We start from the raw sequence: 22,370 nt of genomic DNA, 5'->3' as shown, positions 1-22,370 counted from the left end.
CTGCCCCTCCGGTGTGGGAGCGGGCTTGCCGGCGATGGGGCCTGACTGGGGAATCCCGATTGCAGGCCTGACGCCATCGCCGGCAAGCCGGCTCCCACAGGGGTATTCAGGTAGCGTCGGCGTGGCTCACCAGTCCCTTGACCACCACCCCCACGGTCGCCAACGCCGCCGGCACCAGCAGTGCAGTGAGCACCTGCTCGAAGTTCCAGCCCAGCCCCAGCAAGGTCGCCCCGCTCCAGGCGCCGAGGATCGCGCCGAAACGGCCGATGCCGAGCATCCACGACACGCCGGTGGCACGCCCTTGGGTGGGGTAGAAGCGCGCCGCCAGCGATGGCATGGCCGACTGCGCACCGTTGACGCACATACCCGCCACCAGCACCAGGGTCGCCAACAGGGTGATGTTGCCCAGGCTCTGCCCCACCGCGTAGGCGAACACGCCAGCCAGCAGGTAGAAGATGCCGATCACCTTGTGCGGGTTGAAACGGTCCATGGCCCAACCTACGCCCACCGCGCTGAGCACGCCACCGAACTGGAACAGCGCGCCGATGAACGCGGCCTGCTCCATGCTTGCGCCGCTGTCGCGCATCAGCGTCGGCAGCCAGCTGGTCAGCAGGTAGACGATCACCAGGCCCATGAAGTAGGTCAGCCACAGCAGCACGGTGCCCAGGCCGTAAGTGCCGGAGAAGATCACCGCGAACACGTTACGCGCTGCCACCGCCTTTTGCTCCGGCACACTGAAGCTCGCCGCCTGGGCAACTACCTGGGGTGCAATCGGCGCCAGGGTCTTGCGCACCTTGTCGGTACCACGGTTGCGCACGACCAGGAACCGCGCCGACTCCGGCAGCCAGACCAACAGCACCACGGCCAGCACCAGCGGCAGCACGCCACCGATCACCAGCAGGCTGTGCCAGCCGTAGGCAGGGATCAGCTTGGCGGAGATGAAGCCACCACCGGCCATGCCCAGGTTGAAGCCACAGAACATGCTGGTCACCAACAACGATTTGAGGCGCTCGGGGGTGTACTCGGAGAGCAGCGTCGTGGCGTTGGGCATGCCCGCGCCCAGGCCCAGGCCGGTGAGGAAGCGCAGCACCAGCAACTGGTCGACATTGGTTGCGTAGGCAGAGGCCAGGCTGAAGCCACCGAACACCAGCACCGCGCCTACCAGCACGCCCTTGCGCCCGAAACGGTCGGCCAGCGGCCCGGAGCCCAGCGCACCGAACACCATGCCGATCAGCGCGGCACTCATGACCGGGCCGAGGCTGGCGCGGTCGATCCCCCACTCCTGGGACAGCGCCGGGGCAATGAAGCCCATCGCGGCAGTGTCCAGGCCGTCGAGAAAGACAATCAAGAAGCACAGAATCACCACGCGCCATTGATACCGGGACAGTGGCTGGCCGTTGATGAACGACTGAACGTCGAGGCAGTTGCCGACGGTTGATTGCGGTTTGTTCATTGTTGTTATCCGGAAGATAGGCGCAGGCAGGCTACTGCGTACAGCAAAGCGCAGGAACGATAAGTTTCGCAGGGAAACAGCGGACTGGGATCAGCCGGAGTTGAGCGGTAGCGTGCGCGGGTGCGGCCGCGACAGCAAAAGATGCGTATTCATCGAAGGAGCCCTTTTGGCCTGTTGTTATTGTCAGGTCGGCACAGCCGACTTGTGCGACAGACATTAATCAGCGGGCCGGGCCTGCGCAATTCGTCGAAGACGACATTGTGCGTTTATCGCACAGGAAACTTTCGTACTGTTCGATTCTGGTGCATTCGAAGGCTTGCTGTGGGAGCAACTGCCTTTCTTTGTAGGAGCGGCCTTGTGTCGCGATGGTCTGCGTAGCAGCCCCGGCAATCTTGCATGAGGCCGAATTCCTGGGGCCGCTGCGCGCCCCTATCGCGACACAAGGCCGCTCCTACAGTGGACGTGCGCACTCAACCAAACAGCTGATGGCAAAGATCCCGGCTGGCCGCCAGCAAGATCGGCAGGAAGCGTTGCTCCAGTTCACTGCGGCTGACCCGCCCGACATGGGTACTGACGTTCAGCGCCGCCAGCACCTGGCCGGAGGCGTCATAGATAGGCACGGCAATCGAGCGCAGGCCTTGCTCCAGCTCCTGGTCGACCACGCACCAGCCCTGCTCGCGCACCTGCTGGATACAGGAGAACAGCGACTGCGCATCGTGCAGGGTACGGCTGGTGCGGGCCTTGAGGTCGGCGCGCTCCAGATACTCATGCAGGCTGGCATCGTCCAGCGCGGCCAGGAGAATGCGCCCCATCGACGTGCAGTAGGCCGGCAGGCGCCCGCCAACCGAAAGATCCACCGATATCAACCGCTCGACGGTGGCCGAGCGTGCGATGTAAAGAATGTCGTCGCCTTCGAGCGTGGCCATGTTGGCCGCTTCGTGCAGTTGGTCGCTGATGCGGTCCAGGTAGGGCTGCGCCGAAACCGCCAGTGGCGTCGAGGATAGATAGGCGTGGCCGAGGGTGAGCACCTTGGGCAGCAGCGAATAGGTACGACCGTCGGTCGTCGCGTAGCCGAGCTTCATCAGGGTGTGCAGGCAGCGGCGCACGGCAGCCCGGGGGATTTCCGTGCGGTGGCTGATCTGGGCGATGGTGAGGTGGCGCTTGCGCTCCTGGAACGCCTGGATCACCGCCAGGCCACGGGCCAGAGAGGTCATGAAGTCCGGGTCACCGGTGAAAGCCTGGATGCGCTTGGCCGCCGACGCCACGATTGGCGGGGCCATGGCCGGCGTGGTGCTGCGCGCGGGGTCGTTGGCCACCGGGCCGCTGGTTTCATCGCTCATGGAGCTACCTCATAAAAACGCTGGTTCGTGCGATTATCGAACGAACGGCCGATAATCGCAATTGACCGCTGACACTTTTGCTTATACCTTTCCCCTGCCACATGTGGCTTCTTTGGAGAGACTGGTCAGGTACCCACCGTAGAAGTCTCAGGCAACGGCCTCGCCCACCCGCGAGGCCGTTTTTATTTCAACCGTCCTGAGCTGAACTTCCAACCCGGCGGGTTGAACTTATAGTCCCTGCCCACAGACTCATATGGCGCTGACGATAACAACTTGCAGGCCATTGTCGGCGGGCGGAAAAGAACGATGGTCTTCGTTCGGGCTGTTGCTATAATCGCTACTGTTGATTGTCCGCCAGTTAAGTGGATCCATCAGCTAACTTTCGTCGCTTGATGACCTTCAAGCCACCGCCCCGGTTTGGCTTGCCCGGTGTTGAACAACGGCACTTTCAGCGTGCCTTGAACTTGCCACCCACGGCATCGCTGCGACGGACATTTCGCGTTGGCGCATACGCCGGCACATCCAATGTGCAGCTCTCTGCCAATGCCAAACTTCAAACTCTTCAGGTATGACTGTGACGAAAGAAGAACTGCGCGCGGAACTCGAGCGACAGGCTGAACGTTACAAGGATGTATACGGTGGCGAAGTCACCACCTATGCCGCACAACCCGACCCGGAACGTAAACCCTGGCGCAAGCGCGCAAGCATTCGCGACCAGGCGTTCGCCCAGGAGCTGGAAAAGATGGAGAAGGATCTGCACAGCGACGGCGAACGCAGCTGAGCGACATCACCGCGCCATCAGTCAGCGACCGTCGGCGCGGCAGCATCTTTACCGAAACACCGTGGGTGAAATGGATTTTCACAAATTTCATACGGCCGTTTGAGCGAAACCTTACACAACGATTTCCACTCAAATCGTTGATTTTTAGGGAATTTGGCGATTTTTTCCTGCCTGTTCGCGGCTAGCAACCAGCAAACGAACACGGCCCTGAACCTGCGGTCATCCGTCATCGATCTGTGGCAGGTGCATCGATTTGCAGGGTTTTCTGGCATAATCCCGCCCCCCTAAAGACCGCCAGACAACCTTCATGATCGATTTATTCAGCGGACTGGATGCCTGGGTCGTCGTGAGCCTGATGCTCGCTCTGACCTTCGTTCTCGCCTTCGAGTTCATCAATGGCTTTCATGACACCGCCAACGCGGTAGCCACTGTCATCTATACCAAAGCCATGCCACCGCACCTGGCCGTATTCTTCTCCGGGGTGTTCAACTTCCTCGGGGTGCTGCTCGGCGGCGTCGGCGTGGCCTATGCCATCGTCCACCTGTTGCCGGTGGAGCTGCTGATCAACGTGAACACCGGCCACGGCCTGGCCATGGTCTTCTCGTTGCTGGCCGCGGCCATCACCTGGAACCTGGGCACCTGGTACTTCGGCATCCCCGCGTCCAGCTCGCACACCCTGATCGGTTCGATCCTCGGCGTGGGCCTGGCCAATGCGCTGATCAGCGATATCCCGCTGGGCGATGGCGTCAACTGGCAGAAAGCGATCGATATCGGCATGTCGCTGGTGCTTTCGCCCATGGCCGGCTTCGCCGTTGCCGCGCTGGTGCTGCTTGGCCTGAAATGGTGGCGCCCGCTGTCGAAGATGCACAAGACCCCGGATCAGCGCCGCAAGCTCGACGACAAGAAGCACCCGCCGTTCTGGAACCGCCTGGTGCTGGTGATCTCGGCCATGGGCGTGAGCTTCGTGCACGGCTCCAACGACGGCCAGAAGGGCATCGGCCTGATCATGCTGGTACTGATCGGTATCGTCCCGGCCAAGTTCGTGCTCGACCTGAACAGCACCACCTACCAGATCGAACGCACCCGCGACGCCACCATGCACTTGAGCCAGTTCTACGAGCGCAATGCAGCGACGCTGGGCGAGTACCTGGCCTTGGGCAAGGCCAAGTCGGCCGACCTGCCGGAGCAGTTCAGCTGCAACCCGCAGCAGACCGAACCGACCATCGCCGCGCTGCAATCGTCGCTGCAAGGTGTGACCGACTACCGCGCACTGAGCGCCGAAAAGCGCGTTGAAGTACGCCGCTACCTGCTGTGCCTGGACGACACGGCGAAGAAGGTCGGCAAGCTGCCAGGCCTCGAGCCGCGCGAAAAGGCCGACCTCGAGAAGCTGCGCAAAGACCTCACCGCCACCACCGAGTACGCGCCGTTCTGGGTGATCGTCGCCGTCGCCCTGGCCCTGGGCCTGGGTACCATGGTCGGCTGGAAGCGCGTGGTACTGACCGTCGGCGAGAAGATCGGCAAGCAGGGCATGACCTACGCCCAGGGCATGTCGGCACAGATCACCGCCGCCTGCGCCATCGGCATGGCCAACATCTTCAGCCTGCCGGTATCGACTACCCACGTACTGTCGTCAGGCGTGGCCGGTACCATGGTCGCCAACAAGAGCGGCCTGCAAGGCGGCACCGTGAAGACCATCCTGCTGGCCTGGGTGCTGACCCTGCCGGCGACGGTGGGCCTGTCCGCCGGCCTGTTCTGGCTTGCTATCAAAGCCATGAGCTGAACACCGGAGTCATGAAAAAAGGCGCCTTCGGGCGCCTTTTTTCATGGTCCAATCGCGAGGCAAGCGCCCGGCAGCACAAGTATCAGGGGCGAGCGTTGATCTGCTGCTGCAGGTTCTGGATCTGGCTCTGCAGGGTATTGATGCTGCGGGTGGTCTGCCCGCGGAACGCATCGAACTCCTGCACCGAGGCGCCCCCGGCCGATTGCGCCGAGCGGTTGTCGACCTGGCTCTTGAGCACCAGCACATCCTGTTCCAGGCTCTCGATCGCCGCGCTCGGGTTGCGCTTCTTCAGGGCCTCTAGCTCGCTGCTCAGGCTTTTTAACTGACCGTCGAGCTTGCCACCGTCGAGCTGGCCCGACTTCAATGCCGCCAGTTCCGTATTCACCGCCTTCAATTGCGCTTGCAGTTGCCCCTGCAACTCGGTCACGGCTTTCTGCTGCGCACGGGTATCGGCCAGTACCTGTTCCAGGCGCTTGCCCAGGTCACCCGCCTGGCCGGCAACACCCTGCTGCTGCTTGCCCTGCTCGGCCAGGTTGGCCTGCAATTGGCGGATCTGCAGTTTCAACGCTTCGCTGCCGGTCGTGCTGGTCGACTCGCTGGCGTCGACCTTGCCGCTGATCGCCTGCAGGCGCCCGGCCGCTTCTTCACTGATACGGGCAAAGCTTTCCTGGGTGGCCACCAGTTGCTGCTCCAACAGCGAGATCTGCTGAAAACTCCACCAGCCCAGCCCGGCCAGGCCAATGAACGAGGCCCCCAGCAACGCCCATAGCGGGCCATTGCTGCGCGGCTGCGCGGCCTTCTGGCGGCTGCGCGCGACATGGGCGGGCAACAGCTCATCGTCATCCTGGGTGCCGGCGCGCAGGGCGGGCACGTCATCGAAATCGTCGTGGGCGTCGTTACGCATGGGTGCATTCAACCACTGTGGTAGCAAAGAGGCATGAGTATAAACCGCCAGGGCGGCGCACTGCAGACCATCATCCCGGCAGCAGGTTCACTGGTTGCCCGGTTGCGCTTTCCACCAATGACAGAATTCATCCAGCGCGGCCCAGGTGTCGGTCTTCGGGCGGTAGTCCAGGTACTGGCGGGCACGGCTGATGTCGAGGGTGAAGTCCTTGCTCATCACCTGCATCGCGGTACGCGTCAGGGTCGGCTGCGGGCGCCCTGGCCAAAGCAGGCAGGCGGCCTCGTTGACCGCCGCCAGGCTGTAGGCCAGGCCGAAACTGCGATAGCGGGTGACCTGCGGCAACTGCATCTGGCGCATGACGTAGTTCACCACATCCCACAATGGCAATGGGTGCCCGTTGCTGATGTTATAGGCCTGCCCCAGCGCCGGCGCCTCGGCAAACAGCGCGCTGAGCAACGCTTCGTTGAGGTTGTGCACGCTGGTGAAATCGACCTTGTTCAGGCCATTGCCGATGATCGCCACACGCCCCTTGCGCTGCATGCGCATCAGCCGCGGGAAAATACTGGCATCGCCAGCTCCGGTGACGAAGCGAGGCCGCAGGGCCAGTACCTCCAGGCCGAATTCCTGGGCACCGAATACCTTCTGCTCGGCCAGGTGCTTGGTCAATCCGTAGTGATCGTGAAAGCGCCGTGGCACCTGCTCTTCGCGGATATCACGCTGGGAACGGCCATTGAAATAGATCGACGGCGACGACAGGTGCACCAGGCGCCGCACATGCTCCTTGATGCAACCTTCGACCACGTTCTCGGTGAGCACCACGTTGCCCTGGTAGAAGTCCTGGTAACGCCCCCAGTTGCCCACCGCGCCGGCGCAGTGCACCACCGCATCGACACCCTGGCACAGCCGCCGGGCCAATTCGGCGTCACCCAGGTCGCCGGGGATGAACTGCGCGCCGCGCTTGACCAGGTGCTCCACACCCTCCGCTCGCCGGCCATTGACCCGTACCTCAAGGCCCTGCTCCAGGGCAAAGCGCGCAAAGCGCCCGCCGATGAAGCCGCTCGCGCCGGTGACCAGAATTCGCATGTAACACTCCGCCTTGCCAGATTTCAGATGCAGCAGACGCCGGCCAGGCCTACAAGGGCACCAGCCAATCCCGCGCCGAATGGCGCAGGTGCTCGGTCAGCTGGGCGAGCAGTTGCCCGCCGTTGCGCCAATGATGCCAGTACAGCGGCACGTCGATGGGGGTATCGCTGCAGATTTCCACCAGTTCGCCACGGCCCAACTGCTCGGCCACCTGGCGCTCCGGCACCAGTCCCCAGCCCAGGCCCGCCTCGGTCATGCGCAGGAAACCTTCGGACGAGGGGCACAGGTGGTGCAGGAAACCGTCCTGGATACCCAGCGATGCCAGGTAGCGATGCTGCAGGAAATCGTCCGGGCCGAACACCACCGCCGGCGTGCGCGCCAGCCGTGCCACCTCGAAGCCGTTGGGGAAGTAGCGCGCCATGAACGCGGGGCTGGCCAGCGCCCGGTAGCGCATCGCCCCCAACGGCATGCTCCGCGCCCCGGCCACCGGCCGCTCGCTGCCGCACAGGCAGGCCGCCACTTCACCGGCGCGCATGCGCTTGAGGCCGACATCCTGATCTTCCACCACCAGGTCCAGCAGCACCTGCTGCTCGGCACAGAACGCCCCCACGGCCCCCGCCCACCAGGTCGCCAGGCTGTCGGCATTGAGCGCGATGCGCAGGCGCTCAGGCATGCCCTCCTCGTCCAGCGCCGGCACCTGGCGTTGCAGGTCGCGCTCCAGCAGGCGCACCTGCTGCACATGATTGAGCAATTGGCGGCCGACCTCGGTGGGGCTGGGCGGCGTGGCCCGCACCAGCACCGGCTGGCCGACCCTTGCCTCGAGCAGCTTGATGCGCTGGGAGATGGCCGATTGCGACAGCCCCAGCACTTGGGCAGCGCGCTCGAAGCCCGCTTGTTCGATCACCGCGGCTAGGGCGGCGAGCAGCTTATAGTCGAACATCGATTTCTCTAATGAGTGATCAGCTCTATTTGTTTTTCTTATACAGCCGAGGGCGCCACAATGGCCACATCTTTCTTGGCAATCAACACCGGCCCTTGCGCCGGTGTCAGTGGAGTGTTGGCGCTATGTGGCAAAGCTATCTGAACGGCATGCTGGTGGCCTTCGGCCTGATCATGGCCATCGGCGCGCAGAACGCCTTCGTCCTGGCCCAGAGCCTGCGCCGCGAACATCACCTGCCGGTGGCGGCGTTGTGCATCGTCTGCGATGCGCTGCTAGTGGCCGCCGGGGTGTTCGGCCTGGCCACGGTGCTGGCGCATAACCCGACGCTGCTGGCAGTGGCCCGCTGGGGCGGCGCGGTGTTCTTGATCTGGTACGGCGCCAAGGCCTTGCGCAGCGCCTGCTCCAAGCAGAGCCTGCAGCATCAGCAGGGCCAGGGCGTGCGCTCGCGCCGCGCGGTGCTGCTCAGCGCGCTGGCGGTGACCTTGCTCAACCCGCACGTTTACCTCGATACGGTGCTGTTGATCGGCTCGCTCGGCGCCCAGCAGACCGTGCCCGGCGCCTACGTGGCCGGTGCCGCCAGCGCTTCGCTGCTGTGGTTCACCACCCTGGCGGTGGGCGCTGCGTGGCTGGCGCCATGGCTGGCACGGCCGGCGACCTGGCGGATGCTGGACCTGATGGTGGCGGTGATGATGTTCGCGGTGGCCGCTCAACTGATTTTCAACTGACGATACACAGTGTGGGAGCGGGTTTACCCGCGAATGAGGCGGTTGATGCAACATCGCATTCGCGGGTAAACCCGCTCCCACGTGTACACATCGACAATGACCCCACAGCCCGCCGGTCAGCCGCGCCAACCGCTCTGGAACCTCTATTCCCTATAGTTGTTGCGTGGTTATGCGCAAGACCGGGTGCTATGATCCAGCCCTTGCGTCGCAAAGAGTACAAACTCGCCGACGCTCACCGGGCCGCCCGTGATCGGCCTTGCGCAAACCGCGAACAGACCTGAATCAGGAGATCCACCATGGCTTTTGAATTGCCGCCGCTGCCGTACGCCCACGATGCCCTGCAGCCGCACATCTCCAAGGAAACCCTGGAGTTTCACCACGACAAGCACCACAACACCTATGTCGTGAACCTGAACAACCTGGTCCCAGGCACCGAATTCGAAGGCAAGACCCTGGAAGAGATCGTCAAGACCTCTTCGGGCGGCATCTTCAACAACGCCGCTCAGATCTGGAACCACTCCTTCTACTGGGAATGCCTGTCGCCAAACGGCGGCGGCCAGCCGACCGGCGCCCTGGCTGATGCCATCAATGCCGCTTTCGGCTCCTTCGACAAGTTCAAGGAAGAGTTCACCAAGACTTCGGTCGGCACCTTCGGTTCCGGCTGGGGCTGGCTGGTGAAGAAAGCTGACGGCTCCCTGGCCCTGGCCAGCACCATCGGCGCCGGCTGCCCGCTGACCAGCGGCGACACCCCGCTGCTGACCTGCGACGTCTGGGAACACGCCTACTACATCGACTACCGCAACCTGCGTCCGAAGTACGTCGAGGCGTTCTGGAACCTGGTCAACTGGAAGTTCGTTGCCGAGCAGTTCGAAGGCAAGGTCTTCACCGCCTGATCAGCCAGGCATTGAAAAAAACCCGGCAGCCGCCGGGTTTTTTTTCGCCTTTTTTTCGCGCGTTGTCCGCCTCTGCACTCTTGCTCAGCACGCAGAGCGCGCTAACATCAATTTTCTGGAAAGTTGATGCAGCACACTCAAGTCGCATGACCGTTCAACCGATATAGAGCCAAGGGCAATTCCGTCGATGGGCGGGCAATCGGTCGATAGTCTTGTTGCCAGGATTGATGGCAAAATAATGGCATGCGCATGGATTAAGGAAACCCCTTTGAAGCTGGAATTTCGCAACAGCTTGTCGGTGAAGTTGCTCAGGGTTGTGCTGCTCTCGGCGTTGGCGGTCGGTGTCGTGCTCAGCTGCGCGCAAATCGTCTATGACGTCTACAAGACCCGCCAGGCCGTGAACAGTGACGCCCAACGCATTCTCGACATGTTCCGCGACCCTTCCACCCAGGCGGTGTACAGCCTTGACCGGGAAATGGGCATGCAGGTGATGGAAGGCCTGTTCCAGGACGAATCGGTGCGCATGGCCTCCATCGGCCACCCCAACGAAACCATGCTCGCGGAAAAATCCAGGCCGCTGCAGGACATGTCCATGCGCTGGCTGACCGACCCGATCCTTGGCCAGGAACGCACCTACACCACACAACTGGTCGGCCGCGGTCCGTACAGCGAATACTACGGCGACCTGAGCATCACCCTCGACACCTCCAGCTACGGCGAAGGCTTCCTGATCAACGCCGTGATCATTTTCATTTCCGGGGTATTGCGCGCCCTGGCCATGGGCCTGGTGCTGTACCTGGTGTATCACTGGCTGCTGACCAAGCCGCTGTCGAAGATCATCGAACACCTCACCCAGATCAACCCCGACCGCCCCAGCCAGCACCAGATTCCGCTGCTCAAGGGCCACGAGAAGAACGAACTGGGCATCTGGGTCAACACCGCCAACCAGTTGCTGGCGTCCATCGAGCGCAACACCCACCTGCGCCACGAAGCCGAGAACAGCCTGCAACGCATGGCCCAGTACGACTTCCTCACCGGCCTGCCCAACCGCCAGCAGTTGCAGCAGCAACTGGACAAGATCCTCGACGACGGCGGCCGCCTGCAACGGCGCGTGGCCGTGCTGTGCGTGGGCCTGGACGACTTCAAGGGTATCAACGAGCAGTTCAGCTACCAGGTTGGCGACCAGTTGCTGTTGGCCCTGGCCGACCGCCTGCGCGCCCACAGCGGCCGCCTTGGCGCCCTGGCCCGCCTGGGGGGCGACCAGTTCGCCCTGGTCCAGGCCAATATCGAACAACCCTACGAAGCCGCCGAACTGGCCCAGAGCATCCTCGACGACCTCGAAGCGCCGTTCGACCTCGATCACCAGCAGATCCGCCTGCGCGCCACCATCGGCATCACCCTGTTCCCCGAGGACGGCGACAGCACCGAAAAGCTGCTGCAAAAAGCCGAACAGACCATGACCCTGGCCAAGGCCCGCTCGCGCAACCGCTACCAGTTCTACATCGCCAGTGTCGACAGCGAGATGCGCCGGCGCCGCGAACTGGAAAAAGACCTGCGCGAAGCCCTGCCGCGCAACCAGTTGTACCTGGTCTACCAACCGCAGATCAGCTACCGCGACCACCGCGTGGTCGGCGTCGAGGCACTGCTGCGCTGGCAGCACCCGGAGCTGGGCATGGTGCCGCCGGACCAGTTCATCCCCTTGGCCGAACAGAACGGCAACATCATCACCATTGGCGAATGGGTACTCGACCAGGCCTGCCGCCAGCTGCGCGAGTGGCACGACCTGGGCTTCAGCGAACTGCGCATGGCGGTCAACCTGTCCACCGTGCAGCTGCACCATAACGAGCTGCCGCGGGTGGTCAACAACCTGCTGCAGGCCTACCGCCTGCCACCGCGCAGCCTGGAGCTGGAGGTCACCGAGACCGGCCTGATGGAAGACATCAGCACCGCCGCCCAGCACCTGCTCAGCCTGCGCCGCTCCGGCGCGCTGATCGCCATCGACGACTTCGGCACCGGCTATTCCTCGCTCAGCTACCTGAAGTCGCTGCCGCTGGACAAGATCAAGATCGACAAGAGCTTCGTCCAGGACCTGCTCGACGACGACGACGACGCCACCATCGTCCGGGCCATCATCCAGCTGGGCAAGAGCCTGGGGATGCAGGTCATCGCCGAAGGCGTGGAAACCGCCGAGCAGGAGAGCTACATCATCGCCCAGGGCTGCCACGAAGGTCAGGGCTACCACTACAGCAAGCCGCTGTCGTCGCGCGAGCTCACCGCGTTCCTCAAGCAGGCTCAGCGCAACCAGGTCTCGGTGCTGTAACCCCCGCCACACATACCGATGCACCGCAAACGGGCGTTTGCATGAAATGCGCGCCCGCCCCTTTACAGCAAATGCAAATCTTTCGCATGATGTTGCGGTTTCGCGTGCCACGCCGCACGGTCCAACCACACGACGCAGGAAACCAATAATGATTCGTATGCCTCTGGCCTCCGCCAGTCTGCTGGCCATCGCCATCGCCCTCGCCGGTTGCGGCGAAGGCAAGAACGACAAGGCCGCCGCGCCGCAAGCCCAGGCACCTGCCGCCGCCAGCACCACCGCCGCCGCACCGGGCGCTGTCGACGAAGCTGCCGGCAAGGCCGTGGTCAAGCATTACACCGAGATGGTCTACGCCGTGTACAGCGACTCGCTGAGCACCGCCAAGCAGCTGCAAACCGCTGTGGACGCGTTCCTCGCCAGCCCCAACGACCAGACCCTGAAGGCCGCGAAAGAAGCCTGGGCCGCCGCCCGCGTACCGTACCTGCAGAGCGAGGCGTTCCGCTTCGGCAACACCATCATCGACGACTGGGAAGGCCAGGTGAACGCCTGGCCCCTGGACGAAGGCCTGATCGACTACGTCGACAAGAGCTACGAGCACGCCCTGGGCAACCCGGCTGCCAGCGCCAACATCATCGCCAACACCGAAATCCAGGTTGGCGAAGACAAGGTCGACGTCAAGGACATCACCCCCGAGAAGCTGGCCAGCCTGAACGAGCTGGGCGGTTCCGAAGCCAACGTCGCCACTGGCTACCACGCCATCGAATTCCTGCTCTGGGGCCAGGACCTCAACGGTACCGGCCCTGGCGCCGGCAACCGCCCAGCGTCGGACTACCTGGAAGGCAAAGGCGCCACCGGCGGCCACAACGACCGCCGCCGTGCCTACCTGAAATCGGTTACCCAACTGCTGGTCAAGGACCTCGAAGAGATGGTCGGCAACTGGGCACCGAACGTTGCCGACAACTACCGCGCCACCCTGGAGGCGGAACCGGTCAACGACGGCCTGCGCAAGATGCTGTTCGGCATGGGCAGCCTGTCGCTGGGCGAACTGGCCGGCGAACGCATGAAGGTCTCGCTGGAAGCCAACTCGCCGGAAGACGAGCAGGACTGCTTCAGCGACAACACCCACTACTCGCACTTCTATGACGCCAAGGGCATCCGCAACGTCTACCTGGGCGAGTACACCCGCACCGACGGCACCAAGCTGAGCGGCCCGAGCCTGTCGTCGCTGGTGGCCAAGGCCGACCCGGCCGCCGACGCCACCCTCAAGGCCGACCTGGAAGCCACCGAAGCCAAGCTGCAGGTGATCGTCGACCACGCGCTCAAAGGCGAGCACTACGACCAGTTGATCGCCGCCGACAACGCTGCCGGCAACCAGATCGTGCGTGACGCCATCGCGTCGCTGGTCAAGCAGACCGGCGCGATCGAGCAGGCCGCAGGCAAGCTGGGCATCGACAACCTGAACCCGGACACCGCCGATCACGAGTTCTGATCGACGCGTTGACAGTTGATGCTATGAGGCGGCCTTCGGGTCGCCTTTTTTTACATGTTTCACCCACACAAATCCCTGTGGGAGCGGGTTTACCCGCGAATCAGGCGACTCGGTACCTGGCACCGGCTATGCCGGTGTTCGCGGGTAAACCCGCTCCCACAGGGTGCACGACATGTCCGCTATTTCATCCAGCAATTGCAAATTGCTCTTATTCAAAAACAGCCGGCCTGATAAGCTTGCACGCCGGTTTTTCGCCCACGCCCAGGATTGTCGATGTCCTTGCTCCGCCTAAGCCCCCTGTTGCTGGCCCTCGCCCTTGCCGCCTGTGACGACGCTCCGCGTTTCACCCAGGCCGAGCCCGGTGAAGCCCTCTCCGGCGGCCAGGCAACGGTGCAGCGCAGTGACCGCAACGCCTTCTCCCTGCCCTCGGCCAACCTCAACCCCGAGCGGCGCCTGGACTTCGCCGTGGGCAACAGCTTTTTTCGCAGCCCCTGGGTGATCGCCCCGTCCACCACCACCGCCCGTGATGGCCTGGGCCCACTGTTCAACACCAACGCCTGCCAGAACTGCCACGTGCGTGACGGCCGCGGCCACCCGCCGGAGCCCGGCGACAGCAACGCGGTGTCGATGCTGGTACGCCTGTCGATCCCCGACCAGCCCTACTACGCCCAGGTTATCGAACGCCTGGGCGTGGTGCCTGAGCCGGTGTATGGCACCCAGCTGCAGGACATGGCCGTGCCCGGCGTGGCGCCGGAGGGCAAGGTACGGGTGAGCTACGACAGCCAGACCGTCACCTTCAAGGACGGCCACCAGGTCGAGTTGCGCCGCCCCACCCTGCAGATCACCCAGCTCGGCTACGGCCCGATGCATCCCGATACCCGCTTCTCGGCCCGCATCGCCCCACCGATGATCGGCCTCGGCCTGCTCGAAGCCATCGCCGAAGCCGATATCCTGGCCAACGAAGACCCGGATGACCGCAACCATGACGGCATCCGCGGCCGTGCCAACCGGGTCTGGGACGACGCCCAGGGCAAGACGGTGGTCGGCCGCTTCGGCTGGAAGGCCGGGCAACCCAACGTCAACCAGCAGAATGTGCATGCCTTCGCCGGTGACATGGGCCTGACCAGCACGCTGCTGCCCAAGGACGACTGCACCCCGACCCAGGTCGACTGCCTGGCCGCGCCCAATGGCGATGGTGCCGATGGCGAAAAAGAGGTCAGCGACAACCTCCTGCGCCTGGTCACCTTCTACACCCGCAACCTGGGCGTACCGGCCCGCCGCGACGGCGCGGCCCCGCAGGTACTGGCCGGCAAGAACCTGTTCTACCAGGCCGGTTGCCAAAGCTGCCACACCCCGCAGTTCACCACCGCCGCCGATGCCGCCGAGCCCGAGTTGGCCAACCAGGTGATACGCCCTTACAGCGACCTGCTGCTGCACGACATGGGCCCGGGCCTGAGCGACGAGCGCACCGAGTTCGCCGCCAACGGCCAGGACTGGCGCACCCCGCCACTGTGGGGTATCGGCCTGAGCCAGACCGTCAGCAGCGACGCCCGCTTCCTCCACGATGGCCGTGCCCGCGACCTGCTCGAAGCCGTGCTATGGCACGGCGGCGAGGCCCAGGCCGCGCGCGACCAGGTACTGACGTTCAATGCCGAGCAGCGCGCCGCGCTGCTGGCCTTCCTGAATTCACTTTAAAACGCGCTAAGGAGCCGGGCATGTTCCGACCCAAACTGTTGTTCACCAGCCTCGCCGCACTCGCCCTCGGCGCCTGCTCGCCGCAGGACCCGCAAGCCGTGACCTCCGCCGCCATCGCCAAGCAGGTGATCCTGCCGACCTACAGCCGCTGGGTCGAGGCCGACCGCGTGCTGGCCGCCAGCGCCCTGGCCTACTGCGAAGGCAAGACCTCGCTGGACAGCGCCCGCGCCGACTTCCTCAACGCGCAGAAAGCCTGGGCCGAACTGCAACCGCTGCTGGTCGGCCCGCTGGCCGAAGGCAACCGCGCCTGGCAGGTGCAGTTCTGGCCAGACAAGAAGAACCTGGTGGGCCGCCAGGTCGAGCAATTGGTCAATGGCGACAAGCCAGTCGATGCCGAGGCACTGAGCAAGGCCAGCGTCGTGGTGCGCGGCCTGTCCGCCTACGAGTACATCCTGTTCGACAGCAAGCCGGACATGGCCACGGCCGAACAGAAGGCGCGCTACTGCCCGCTGCTGGTGGCGATCGGCGAACACCAGAAGGTCCTGGCCGAGGACATCCTCAAGACCTGGAACAGCACCGACGGCATGCTGTCGCAGATGACCAAGTTCCCCAACCAGCGCTACGCCGACTCCCACGAAGCGATCGCCGACCTGCTGCGCGCCCAGGTCACCGGCCTGGACACCCTGAAGAAGAAGCTCGGTGCGCCAATGGGTCGCCAGAGCAAGGGCATCCCACAACCGCTTCAGGCCGAAGCCTGGCGCAGCCATTCCTCGCTCAAGAGCCTGGAAGCTTCGCTCAAGGCCGCCCAGACCGTCTGGTCCGGGGTCGATAACCAAGGCCTGCGCGGCCTGCTGGGCAAAGACCAGGCGGCGCTGGCACAGAAGATCGACGACGCCTACGCAGCCACCCTCAAGCTGCTGGCCGACAACCAGAAGACCCTCGGCGAGCTGCTGGCCGACGAAGCCGGGCAGCAGGCGCTGAACCAGATCTACGACAGCCTGAACGTCCTCCATCGCCTGCATGAAGGCGACCTGGCCAAGGCGCTCAATATTCAGCTGGGCTTCAACGCCAACGACGGTGACTGATCATGCTGCGACGCCAGGCGATCAAACTCGGTAGCGTACTGCTCAGCGCCCTGACCCTGGGCGGCTGGAGCCTGCTGCGCAACAAAGGCAGCGAGCCCTTGCTGCTCTCGGCGCGCGACGATGGCGACGGCAAGCACTACGCCGTCGGCTTCCGCCTGGACGGCACCCAGGTGTTCAGCACCCAGGTGGCCCAGCGTTGCCACGCGATCATCAACCACCCCGAACTGCCCATCGCCCTGTTCGTTGCCCGCCGGCCCGGCACCGAAAGCTACCTGATCGACCTGCGCGACGGGCGCCTGCTGCAAACCGTCACCTCGCAGCCGCACCGCCACTTCTATGGCCATGCGGTGATTCACAAGGGCGGCGAATGGCTGTACACCACCGAGAACGACACCACCGACCCTGGCCGTGGCGTGCTGGGTGTGTACCGCTTCGAAGGTGAGCGCCTGGTGCACACCGGCGAGCTCTCGACCCACGGCATCGGCCCCCACGAAGTGGCCTGGCTGCCCGACGGCGAGACGCTGGTAGTGGCCAACGGCGGCATCCGCACCGAGGCCGAAAGCCGGGTAGAGATGAACCTCGACGCCATGCAGCCGAGCCTGGTGCTGATGCAGCGCGACGGCACTCTGTTGAGCAAGGAAACCCTGGCCCAGCAGATGAACAGCGTGCGCCACCTGGCGGTGGGTGACGACGGCACCATCGCCGCCTGCCAGCAGTACATGGGCGGCCTGGAGGAGACTGCCGAGCTGCTGGCGATCAAACGCCCTGGCGAGCCGTTCAAGGCCTTCCCGGTGCCCGAGCGGCAGCTGCAGTCGATGGCCCAGTACACCGCCAGCGTCGCCATCCACAGCGACCTGCGCCTGGTGGCGCTGACCGCGCCACGGGCAAACCGGTTGTTCATCTGGGACCTGGACAGCGGCGCGGTGAAGCTCGATGCGCCGATGCCCGATTGCGCCGGGGTGGGTGCGGTGCAGGATGGTTTCGTCGTGACCTCCGGGCAGGGGCGTTGCCGTTTCTACGACTGCCGCAAGGCAGAGCTGATCGGGCAACCGATGAACCTGCCGTCCGGGTTCTGGGACAATCACCTGCACCTGGCCTAATTGTTCGGCCCTATCGCCGGCAAGCCGGCTCCCACAAGAAGCCATGCGCTGTCCCTGTGGGAGCCGGCTTGCCGGCGATGAGGCACTGCCAGGTAACGCGGCAACCTCCCCTTTTCCCAATTCTCGACAAAAGCCGGCTCCCACAAGAAGCCATGCGCTGTCCCTGTGGGAGCCGGCTTGCCGGCGATGAGGCACTGCCAGGCAGCGCGACAACCTCCTCTTTTCTCAATTCTCGACAATACTTGCCCCATCGCACGTGGGCAGGATCGCCCGTGGTCGCGCGTAATCCATAACAACCTCGCATCCAGGGAACCGGACCATGTTGCGCCGCCGCATGCTGATCATGTTGGCCGTTGTCTTGCTGATCGTGCTGATCCTGGGGGGCATCAAGGCCTTCTCCATCTATAAACAGGTGCAGATGTTCAGCCAGCCCAAACCGCCGGTCAGCGTTGCCGCGGCCCAGGCCGAACTGCGCCAGTGGCAGCAGCGCCTACCGGCGGTCGGCAGCCTCAAGGCCTACCAGGGCGTGGAACTGAGCCTGGAGGTGGCCGGCACGGTCAAGTCGCTGCACTTCGAGTCGGGCCAGCAGGTCAAGGCCGGGCAACTGCTGCTGCAACTGGACCACGACCAGGAAACCGCGCTGCTCGGCACCGCCCAGGCCGACCTCAACCTGGCCAAGGTCGACTTCGGCCGCGGCAGTCAGCTGGTCGGCGACTCGGCCATCTCACGCGGTGAATTCGACCGCCTGACCACCCAGTACCGACGCAACCAGGCGGTGGTCGATCAACTCAAGGCGTCGCTGGCGAAAAAAAGCATCAGCGCGCCGTTCAGCGGCACCATCGGCATTCGCCAGGTGGATGTCGGCGCCTACCTCGCCAGTGGCACGGTGATCGCCACCCTGCAGGACCTGTCCAGCCTCTACGTCGACTTCAACGTGCCCGAGCAGGCGCTGCCGCACCTGAGCCTGGGCCAACAGGTGCTGGTGCAGGTGGCGGCCTACCCGGGCCAGACCTTCCCCGCCAGCCTCAGTGCGATCAACCCAAAGGTCGAGGAAAGCACACGCAACCTGCTGGCCCGCGCCACACTGGCCAACCCGGACGGCAAGCTGCTGCCGGGTATGTTCGCGAGCCTGCAACTGCTGTTGCCCAACCCGCAGCCGCAAGTGGTGGTGCCGGAAAACGCCATCACCTTCACGCTGTATGGCAACTCGGTCTATGTAATCAGCCCGAAGAAGACCGAAGAGGGCCAGCCAGTGCCCGGTGCCGATGGCCAACCGCAGTTGATTGCCGAACAGCGCACCGTGCAGACCGGCGAACGGCGCGATGGCTGGGTGGTGGTGAGCAAGGGCCTGCAGGCCGGCGACCAGGTGGTGACCGCCGGCCAACTCAAGCTGAGCCCCGGCGCAGCCATCCGTATCAGCGATGACCAGGCCCTGAAACCTGCCGCGCCTGGCGCGAACTGAACGGGAGGCGGCCATGGCATTCACCGACCCGTTCATCCGTCGCCCGGTATTGGCCAGCGTGGTCAGCCTGCTGATCCTGCTGCTGGGCCTGCAAGCCTGGAACAAGCTGCAGATCCGCCAGTACCCGGCCATGGAAAACGCCCTGATCACGGTGACCACCGCCTACCCCGGGGCCAACGCCGAAACCATCCAGGGCTACATCACCCAGCCGCTGCAACAGAGCCTGGCCAGCGCCGATGGCATCGACTACATGACCTCGGTGAGCCGGCAGAACTTCTCGGTGATCTCGGTCTACGCACGCATCGGCGCCGACACCGACCGCCTGTTCACCCAACTGCTGGCCAAGGCCAACGAGGTGCGCAACAAGCTGCCGCAGGACTCGGAAGACCCGGTGCTGAGCAAGGAAGCCGCCGACGCCTCGGCATTGATGTACATCAGCTTCTACAGCACCCAGATGAGCAACCCGCAGATCACCGACTACCTGTCGCGGGTGATCCAGCCCAAGCTGGCCACCCTGCCTGGCATGGCCGAAGCGCAGATCCTCGGCAACCAGGTGTTCGCCATGCGCATCTGGATCGACCCGGTGAAGCTGGCCGGCTTCGGCCTGTCGGCGGTGGACGTGACCAGTGCGGTGCGCCGTTACAACTTCCTCGCCGCCGCCGGTGAGGTGAAGGGCGAGTACGTGGTGACCAGCATCAACGCCAGCACCGAGCTCAAGACCGCCGAAGCCTTCGCCGCCCTGCCGGTCAAGACCGCCGGCGACAGCCGGGTACTGCTGGGGGATGTGGCGCGCATCGAGATGGGCGCCGAGAACTACGACACGGTCAGTTCGTTCGACGGCACGCCGTCGGTGTACATCGGCATCAAGGCCACCCCGGCGGCCAACCCGCTGGACGTGATCAAGGAAGTGCGCAAGCTGATGCCGCAGTTGGAGGAAGAACTGCCGTCGAGCCTCAAGGTGTCGATCGCCTACGACGCCACGCTGTTCATCCAGGCCTCGATCAATGAAGTGATCAAGACCCTGGGCGAGGCGGTGCTGATCGTCATTGTCGTGGTGTTTCTGTTCCTCGGCGCCCTGCGCTCGGTGGTGATCCCGGTGGTGACCATCCCGCTGTCGATGATCGGCGTGCTGTTCTTCATGCAGATGATGGGCTACTCGCTGAACCTGCTGACACTGCTGGCCATGGTCCTGGCCATCGGCTTGGTGGTGGACGACGCCATCGTGGTGGTGGAGAACATCCATCGCCATATCGAAGAAGGCAAGACGCCGTTCGAAGCGGCGCTGGAAGGCGCGCGGGAGATCGCCTTGCCGGTGGTGTCGATGACCATCACCCTGGCGGCCGTGTACGCACCGATCGGTTTTCTCACTGGCTTGACCGGTGCCTTGTTCAAGGAGTTCGCCCTTACGCTGGCGGGTGCGGTGATCATTTCCGGCATCGTCGCCCTGACCCTGTCGCCGATGATGTGCGCCCTGCTGTTGCGCCACGAGCAGAATCCCACTGGCCTGGCCCATCGCCTGGACCTGATCTTCGAGAGCCTCAAGCTGCGTTACCAGCGCCTGCTGCATGGCACCCTCGACAGCCGCCCGGTGGTGCTGGTGTTCGCCGTGCTGATCCTGTGCCTGATCCCGGTGCTGCTGATGTTCACCCGCAACGAACTGGCGCCGGACGAGGACCAGGGGGTGATCTTCATGATGAGCAGCTCGCCGCAGACCGCCAACCTCGACTACCTCAATGCCTACACCGATAAGTTCACGCCGTTGTTCAGGACCTTCCCCGAGTATTACTCGTCGTTCCAGATCAACGGTTTCAATGGCGTGCAAACCGGTATTGGCGGCTTTTTGCTCAAGCCGTGGAGCGAACGCGAACGCACGCAGATGGCGTTGCTGCCGCTGGTGCAGGCCGAGCTTTCACAAATCGGCGGCCTGCAGATCTTCGGCTTCAACCTGCCCTCGCTGCCCGGCACCGGTGAAGGGTTGCCGTTCCAGTTCGTGATCAACACCGCCGGTGACTACCCTGCCCTGCTCGATGTGGCGCAGCGCATCAAGGCCCGCGCCGAGGCCTCGGGCAAGTTCGCGTTCCTCGATATCGACCTGGCCTTCGACAAGCCTGAAGTGCTGATCGACATCGACCGCGCCAAGGCAGCACAGATGGGCGTGTCGATGGACGCCCTGGGCGGCACGCTTGCCACCCTGCTCGGCGAGGCGGAGATCAACCGCTTCACCCTCGAAGGCCGCAGCTACAAGGTGATCGCCCAGGTAGAACGGCCCTACCGCGCCAACCCGGGCTGGCTGAACAATTACTACGTGAAGAACGACCATGGCCAATTGTTGCCGCTGTCGACCCTGATCACCCTCAGCGACCGCGCCCGGCCGCGCCAGCTCAACCAGTTCCAGCAGCTCAATTCAGCGATCATCCAGGGGGTGCCGATGGTGAGCATGGGCGAGGCACTGGACACCGTGCGGGCCATCGCCCGCGAGGAAGCGCCTGAAGGCTTCTCGGTCGACTATGCCGGTACGGCGCGGCAGTTCGTGCAGGAAGGCAGCGCGCTGTGGATGACCTTTGGCCTGGCCCTGGCGATCATCTTCCTGGTGCTGGCGGCGCAGTTCGAGAGTTTCCGTGATCCGTTGGTGATTTTGGTGACGGTGCCGTTGTCGATCTGTGGGGCGTTGTTGCCGTTGTTCCTTGGGGTCTCGAGCATGAACATCTACACCCAGGTGGGGCTGGTGACCTTGATCGGGCTGATTACCAAGCACGGCATCCTGATCGTCGAGTTTGCCAATCAGTTGCGGGAGGAAAAGGGCCTGGGGGTGCGTGAGGCGATCGAGGAGGCGGCGGCGATTCGCCTGCGGCCGGTGCTGATGACCACGGCGGCCATGGTGTTTGGCATGGTGCCGTTGATTCTGGCGACCGGGGCTGGGGCGGTCAGCCGGTTTGATATTGGGCTGGTGATTGCTACGGGGATGTCGATTGGGACGTTGTTTACGTTGTTTGTGTTGCCTTGTATTTATACGGTGTTGGCGCATAAGGGGCGGGGGTTGGCTGGGTGAGTTTTTGATTTTGGGTTCGGGTTCGGGTTCGGGTTCGGGTTCGGGTTTCAGAGTGTTTGTTTTGATAGATGCATGCGCATTCGGCGGCGATGGCGACTTTTAGTCACCTTTCCGCCCTTACGGCGGGTTACTTTGGTCTTGGCCAAAGTAACCAAAGCCGCCCGCTCCCATCATACGGCCCCTGCGCTGCGCTCCGGGGTCCCCTCGCTCCGGTGCCTTCCGGGCCCGCGCGGCCTACGACTTGCTGCGCAAGTCTACATCTCGCGCCTTCGGC

Annotated in this window: 16 protein-coding genes; 11 read left to right on the top strand and 5 right to left on the bottom strand. The window is 64.0% G+C overall.

Features of this window, described 5'->3' with window-relative positions:
* Nucleotides 1–106 precede the first annotated feature (106 nt).
* Both ABE459_RS22375 and pcaR read right to left on the bottom strand, forming a co-directional pair.
* Nucleotides 107–1,453 (bottom strand): MFS transporter, encoded by a 1,347-nt coding sequence (locus ABE459_RS22375; protein ID WP_323831405.1) that lies wholly within the window; start codon nt 1,451–1,453, stop codon nt 107–109.
* Nucleotides 1,454–1,923: 470 nt separating this feature from the next.
* Nucleotides 1,924–2,793: a pca regulon transcriptional regulator PcaR gene (gene pcaR / locus ABE459_RS22370; RefSeq protein ID WP_323831407.1), complete on the bottom strand. Its 870-nt coding sequence runs from the start codon at nt 2,791–2,793 to the stop codon at nt 1,924–1,926.
* A 574-nt stretch (nt 2,794–3,367) separates the two neighbouring features.
* Between pcaR and ABE459_RS22365 the strand changes: the two genes are divergently transcribed.
* On the top strand, nt 3,368–3,574 hold the full coding sequence (locus tag ABE459_RS22365; protein ID WP_110993726.1) for a hypothetical protein: 207 nt from the start codon (nt 3,368–3,370) through the stop codon (nt 3,572–3,574).
* 307 nt (nt 3,575–3,881) lie between these two features.
* A complete protein-coding gene (locus ABE459_RS22360) occupies nt 3,882–5,354 on the top strand; it encodes an inorganic phosphate transporter (protein ID WP_110993725.1) in 1,473 nt (490 codons plus the stop codon).
* A gap of 82 nt (nt 5,355–5,436) precedes the next feature.
* Here ABE459_RS22360 and ABE459_RS22355 read toward each other — a convergent pair whose 3' ends face one another.
* From ABE459_RS22355 to ABE459_RS22345, 3 genes are all read right to left on the bottom strand, one after another.
* Nucleotides 5,437–6,258, bottom strand: coding sequence for an ATPase (locus ABE459_RS22355; protein WP_125462757.1), 822 nt, complete (start codon nt 6,256–6,258; stop codon nt 5,437–5,439).
* 87 nt (nt 6,259–6,345) lie between these two features.
* Nucleotides 6,346–7,341, bottom strand: coding sequence for an NAD(P)-dependent oxidoreductase (locus ABE459_RS22350; protein ID WP_258705770.1), 996 nt, complete (start codon nt 7,339–7,341; stop codon nt 6,346–6,348).
* A 49-nt stretch (nt 7,342–7,390) separates the two neighbouring features.
* Nucleotides 7,391–8,281, bottom strand: coding sequence for a LysR family transcriptional regulator ArgP (locus ABE459_RS22345; protein ID WP_110993722.1), 891 nt, complete (start codon nt 8,279–8,281; stop codon nt 7,391–7,393).
* Nucleotides 8,282–8,406: 125 nt separating this feature from the next.
* Here ABE459_RS22345 and ABE459_RS22340 point away from each other — a divergent pair, with 125 nt between their 5' ends.
* The 9 genes from ABE459_RS22340 to ABE459_RS22300 all read left to right on the top strand — a co-directional run bounded on the left by ABE459_RS22340 (nt 8,407) and on the right by ABE459_RS22300 (nt 22,096).
* Nucleotides 8,407–9,006, top strand: a complete 600-nt coding sequence (locus tag ABE459_RS22340) for a LysE/ArgO family amino acid transporter (RefSeq protein ID WP_125462754.1) — start codon at nt 8,407–8,409, stop codon at nt 9,004–9,006.
* A 296-nt stretch (nt 9,007–9,302) separates the two neighbouring features.
* Nucleotides 9,303–9,899 (top strand): Fe-Mn family superoxide dismutase, encoded by a 597-nt coding sequence (locus ABE459_RS22335; protein WP_125462752.1) that lies wholly within the window; start codon nt 9,303–9,305, stop codon nt 9,897–9,899.
* Between the two features lie 268 nt (nt 9,900–10,167).
* The gene (locus ABE459_RS22330) at nt 10,168–12,219 is read left to right on the top strand and encodes a GGDEF domain-containing phosphodiesterase (protein ID WP_125462751.1); all 2,052 of its coding nucleotides are present in this window, start codon (nt 10,168–10,170) and stop codon (nt 12,217–12,219) included.
* Nucleotides 12,220–12,367: 148 nt separating this feature from the next.
* On the top strand, nt 12,368–13,705 hold the full coding sequence (locus ABE459_RS22325; RefSeq protein ID WP_125462750.1) for an imelysin family protein: 1,338 nt from the start codon (nt 12,368–12,370) through the stop codon (nt 13,703–13,705).
* A gap of 267 nt (nt 13,706–13,972) precedes the next feature.
* Entirely contained in the window at nt 13,973–15,400 is a 1,428-nt protein-coding gene (locus tag ABE459_RS22320) for a di-heme oxidoredictase family protein (RefSeq protein ID WP_346648137.1), read from the top strand.
* A gap of 20 nt (nt 15,401–15,420) precedes the next feature.
* Nucleotides 15,421–16,485, top strand: coding sequence for an imelysin family protein (locus ABE459_RS22315; protein ID WP_125462748.1), 1,065 nt, complete (start codon nt 15,421–15,423; stop codon nt 16,483–16,485).
* Nucleotides 16,486–16,487: 2 nt separating this feature from the next.
* On the top strand, nt 16,488–17,585 hold the full coding sequence (locus ABE459_RS22310; RefSeq protein WP_323831411.1) for a DUF1513 domain-containing protein: 1,098 nt from the start codon (nt 16,488–16,490) through the stop codon (nt 17,583–17,585).
* A gap of 319 nt (nt 17,586–17,904) precedes the next feature.
* Nucleotides 17,905–19,047, top strand: coding sequence for an efflux RND transporter periplasmic adaptor subunit (locus tag ABE459_RS22305; RefSeq protein WP_258705766.1), 1,143 nt, complete (start codon nt 17,905–17,907; stop codon nt 19,045–19,047).
* Nucleotides 19,048–19,060: 13 nt separating this feature from the next.
* Nucleotides 19,061–22,096 (top strand): multidrug efflux RND transporter permease subunit, encoded by a 3,036-nt coding sequence (locus tag ABE459_RS22300; protein ID WP_125462745.1) that lies wholly within the window; start codon nt 19,061–19,063, stop codon nt 22,094–22,096.
* Nucleotides 22,097–22,370: the final 274 nt, after the last annotated feature.

This window comes from Pseudomonas sp. TWI923, from assembly GCF_039673365.1.
GTDB lineage: Bacteria > Pseudomonadota > Gammaproteobacteria > Pseudomonadales > Pseudomonadaceae > Aquipseudomonas > Aquipseudomonas sichuanensis.
This window is presented reverse-complemented; position numbering and strand designations above follow the sequence as displayed.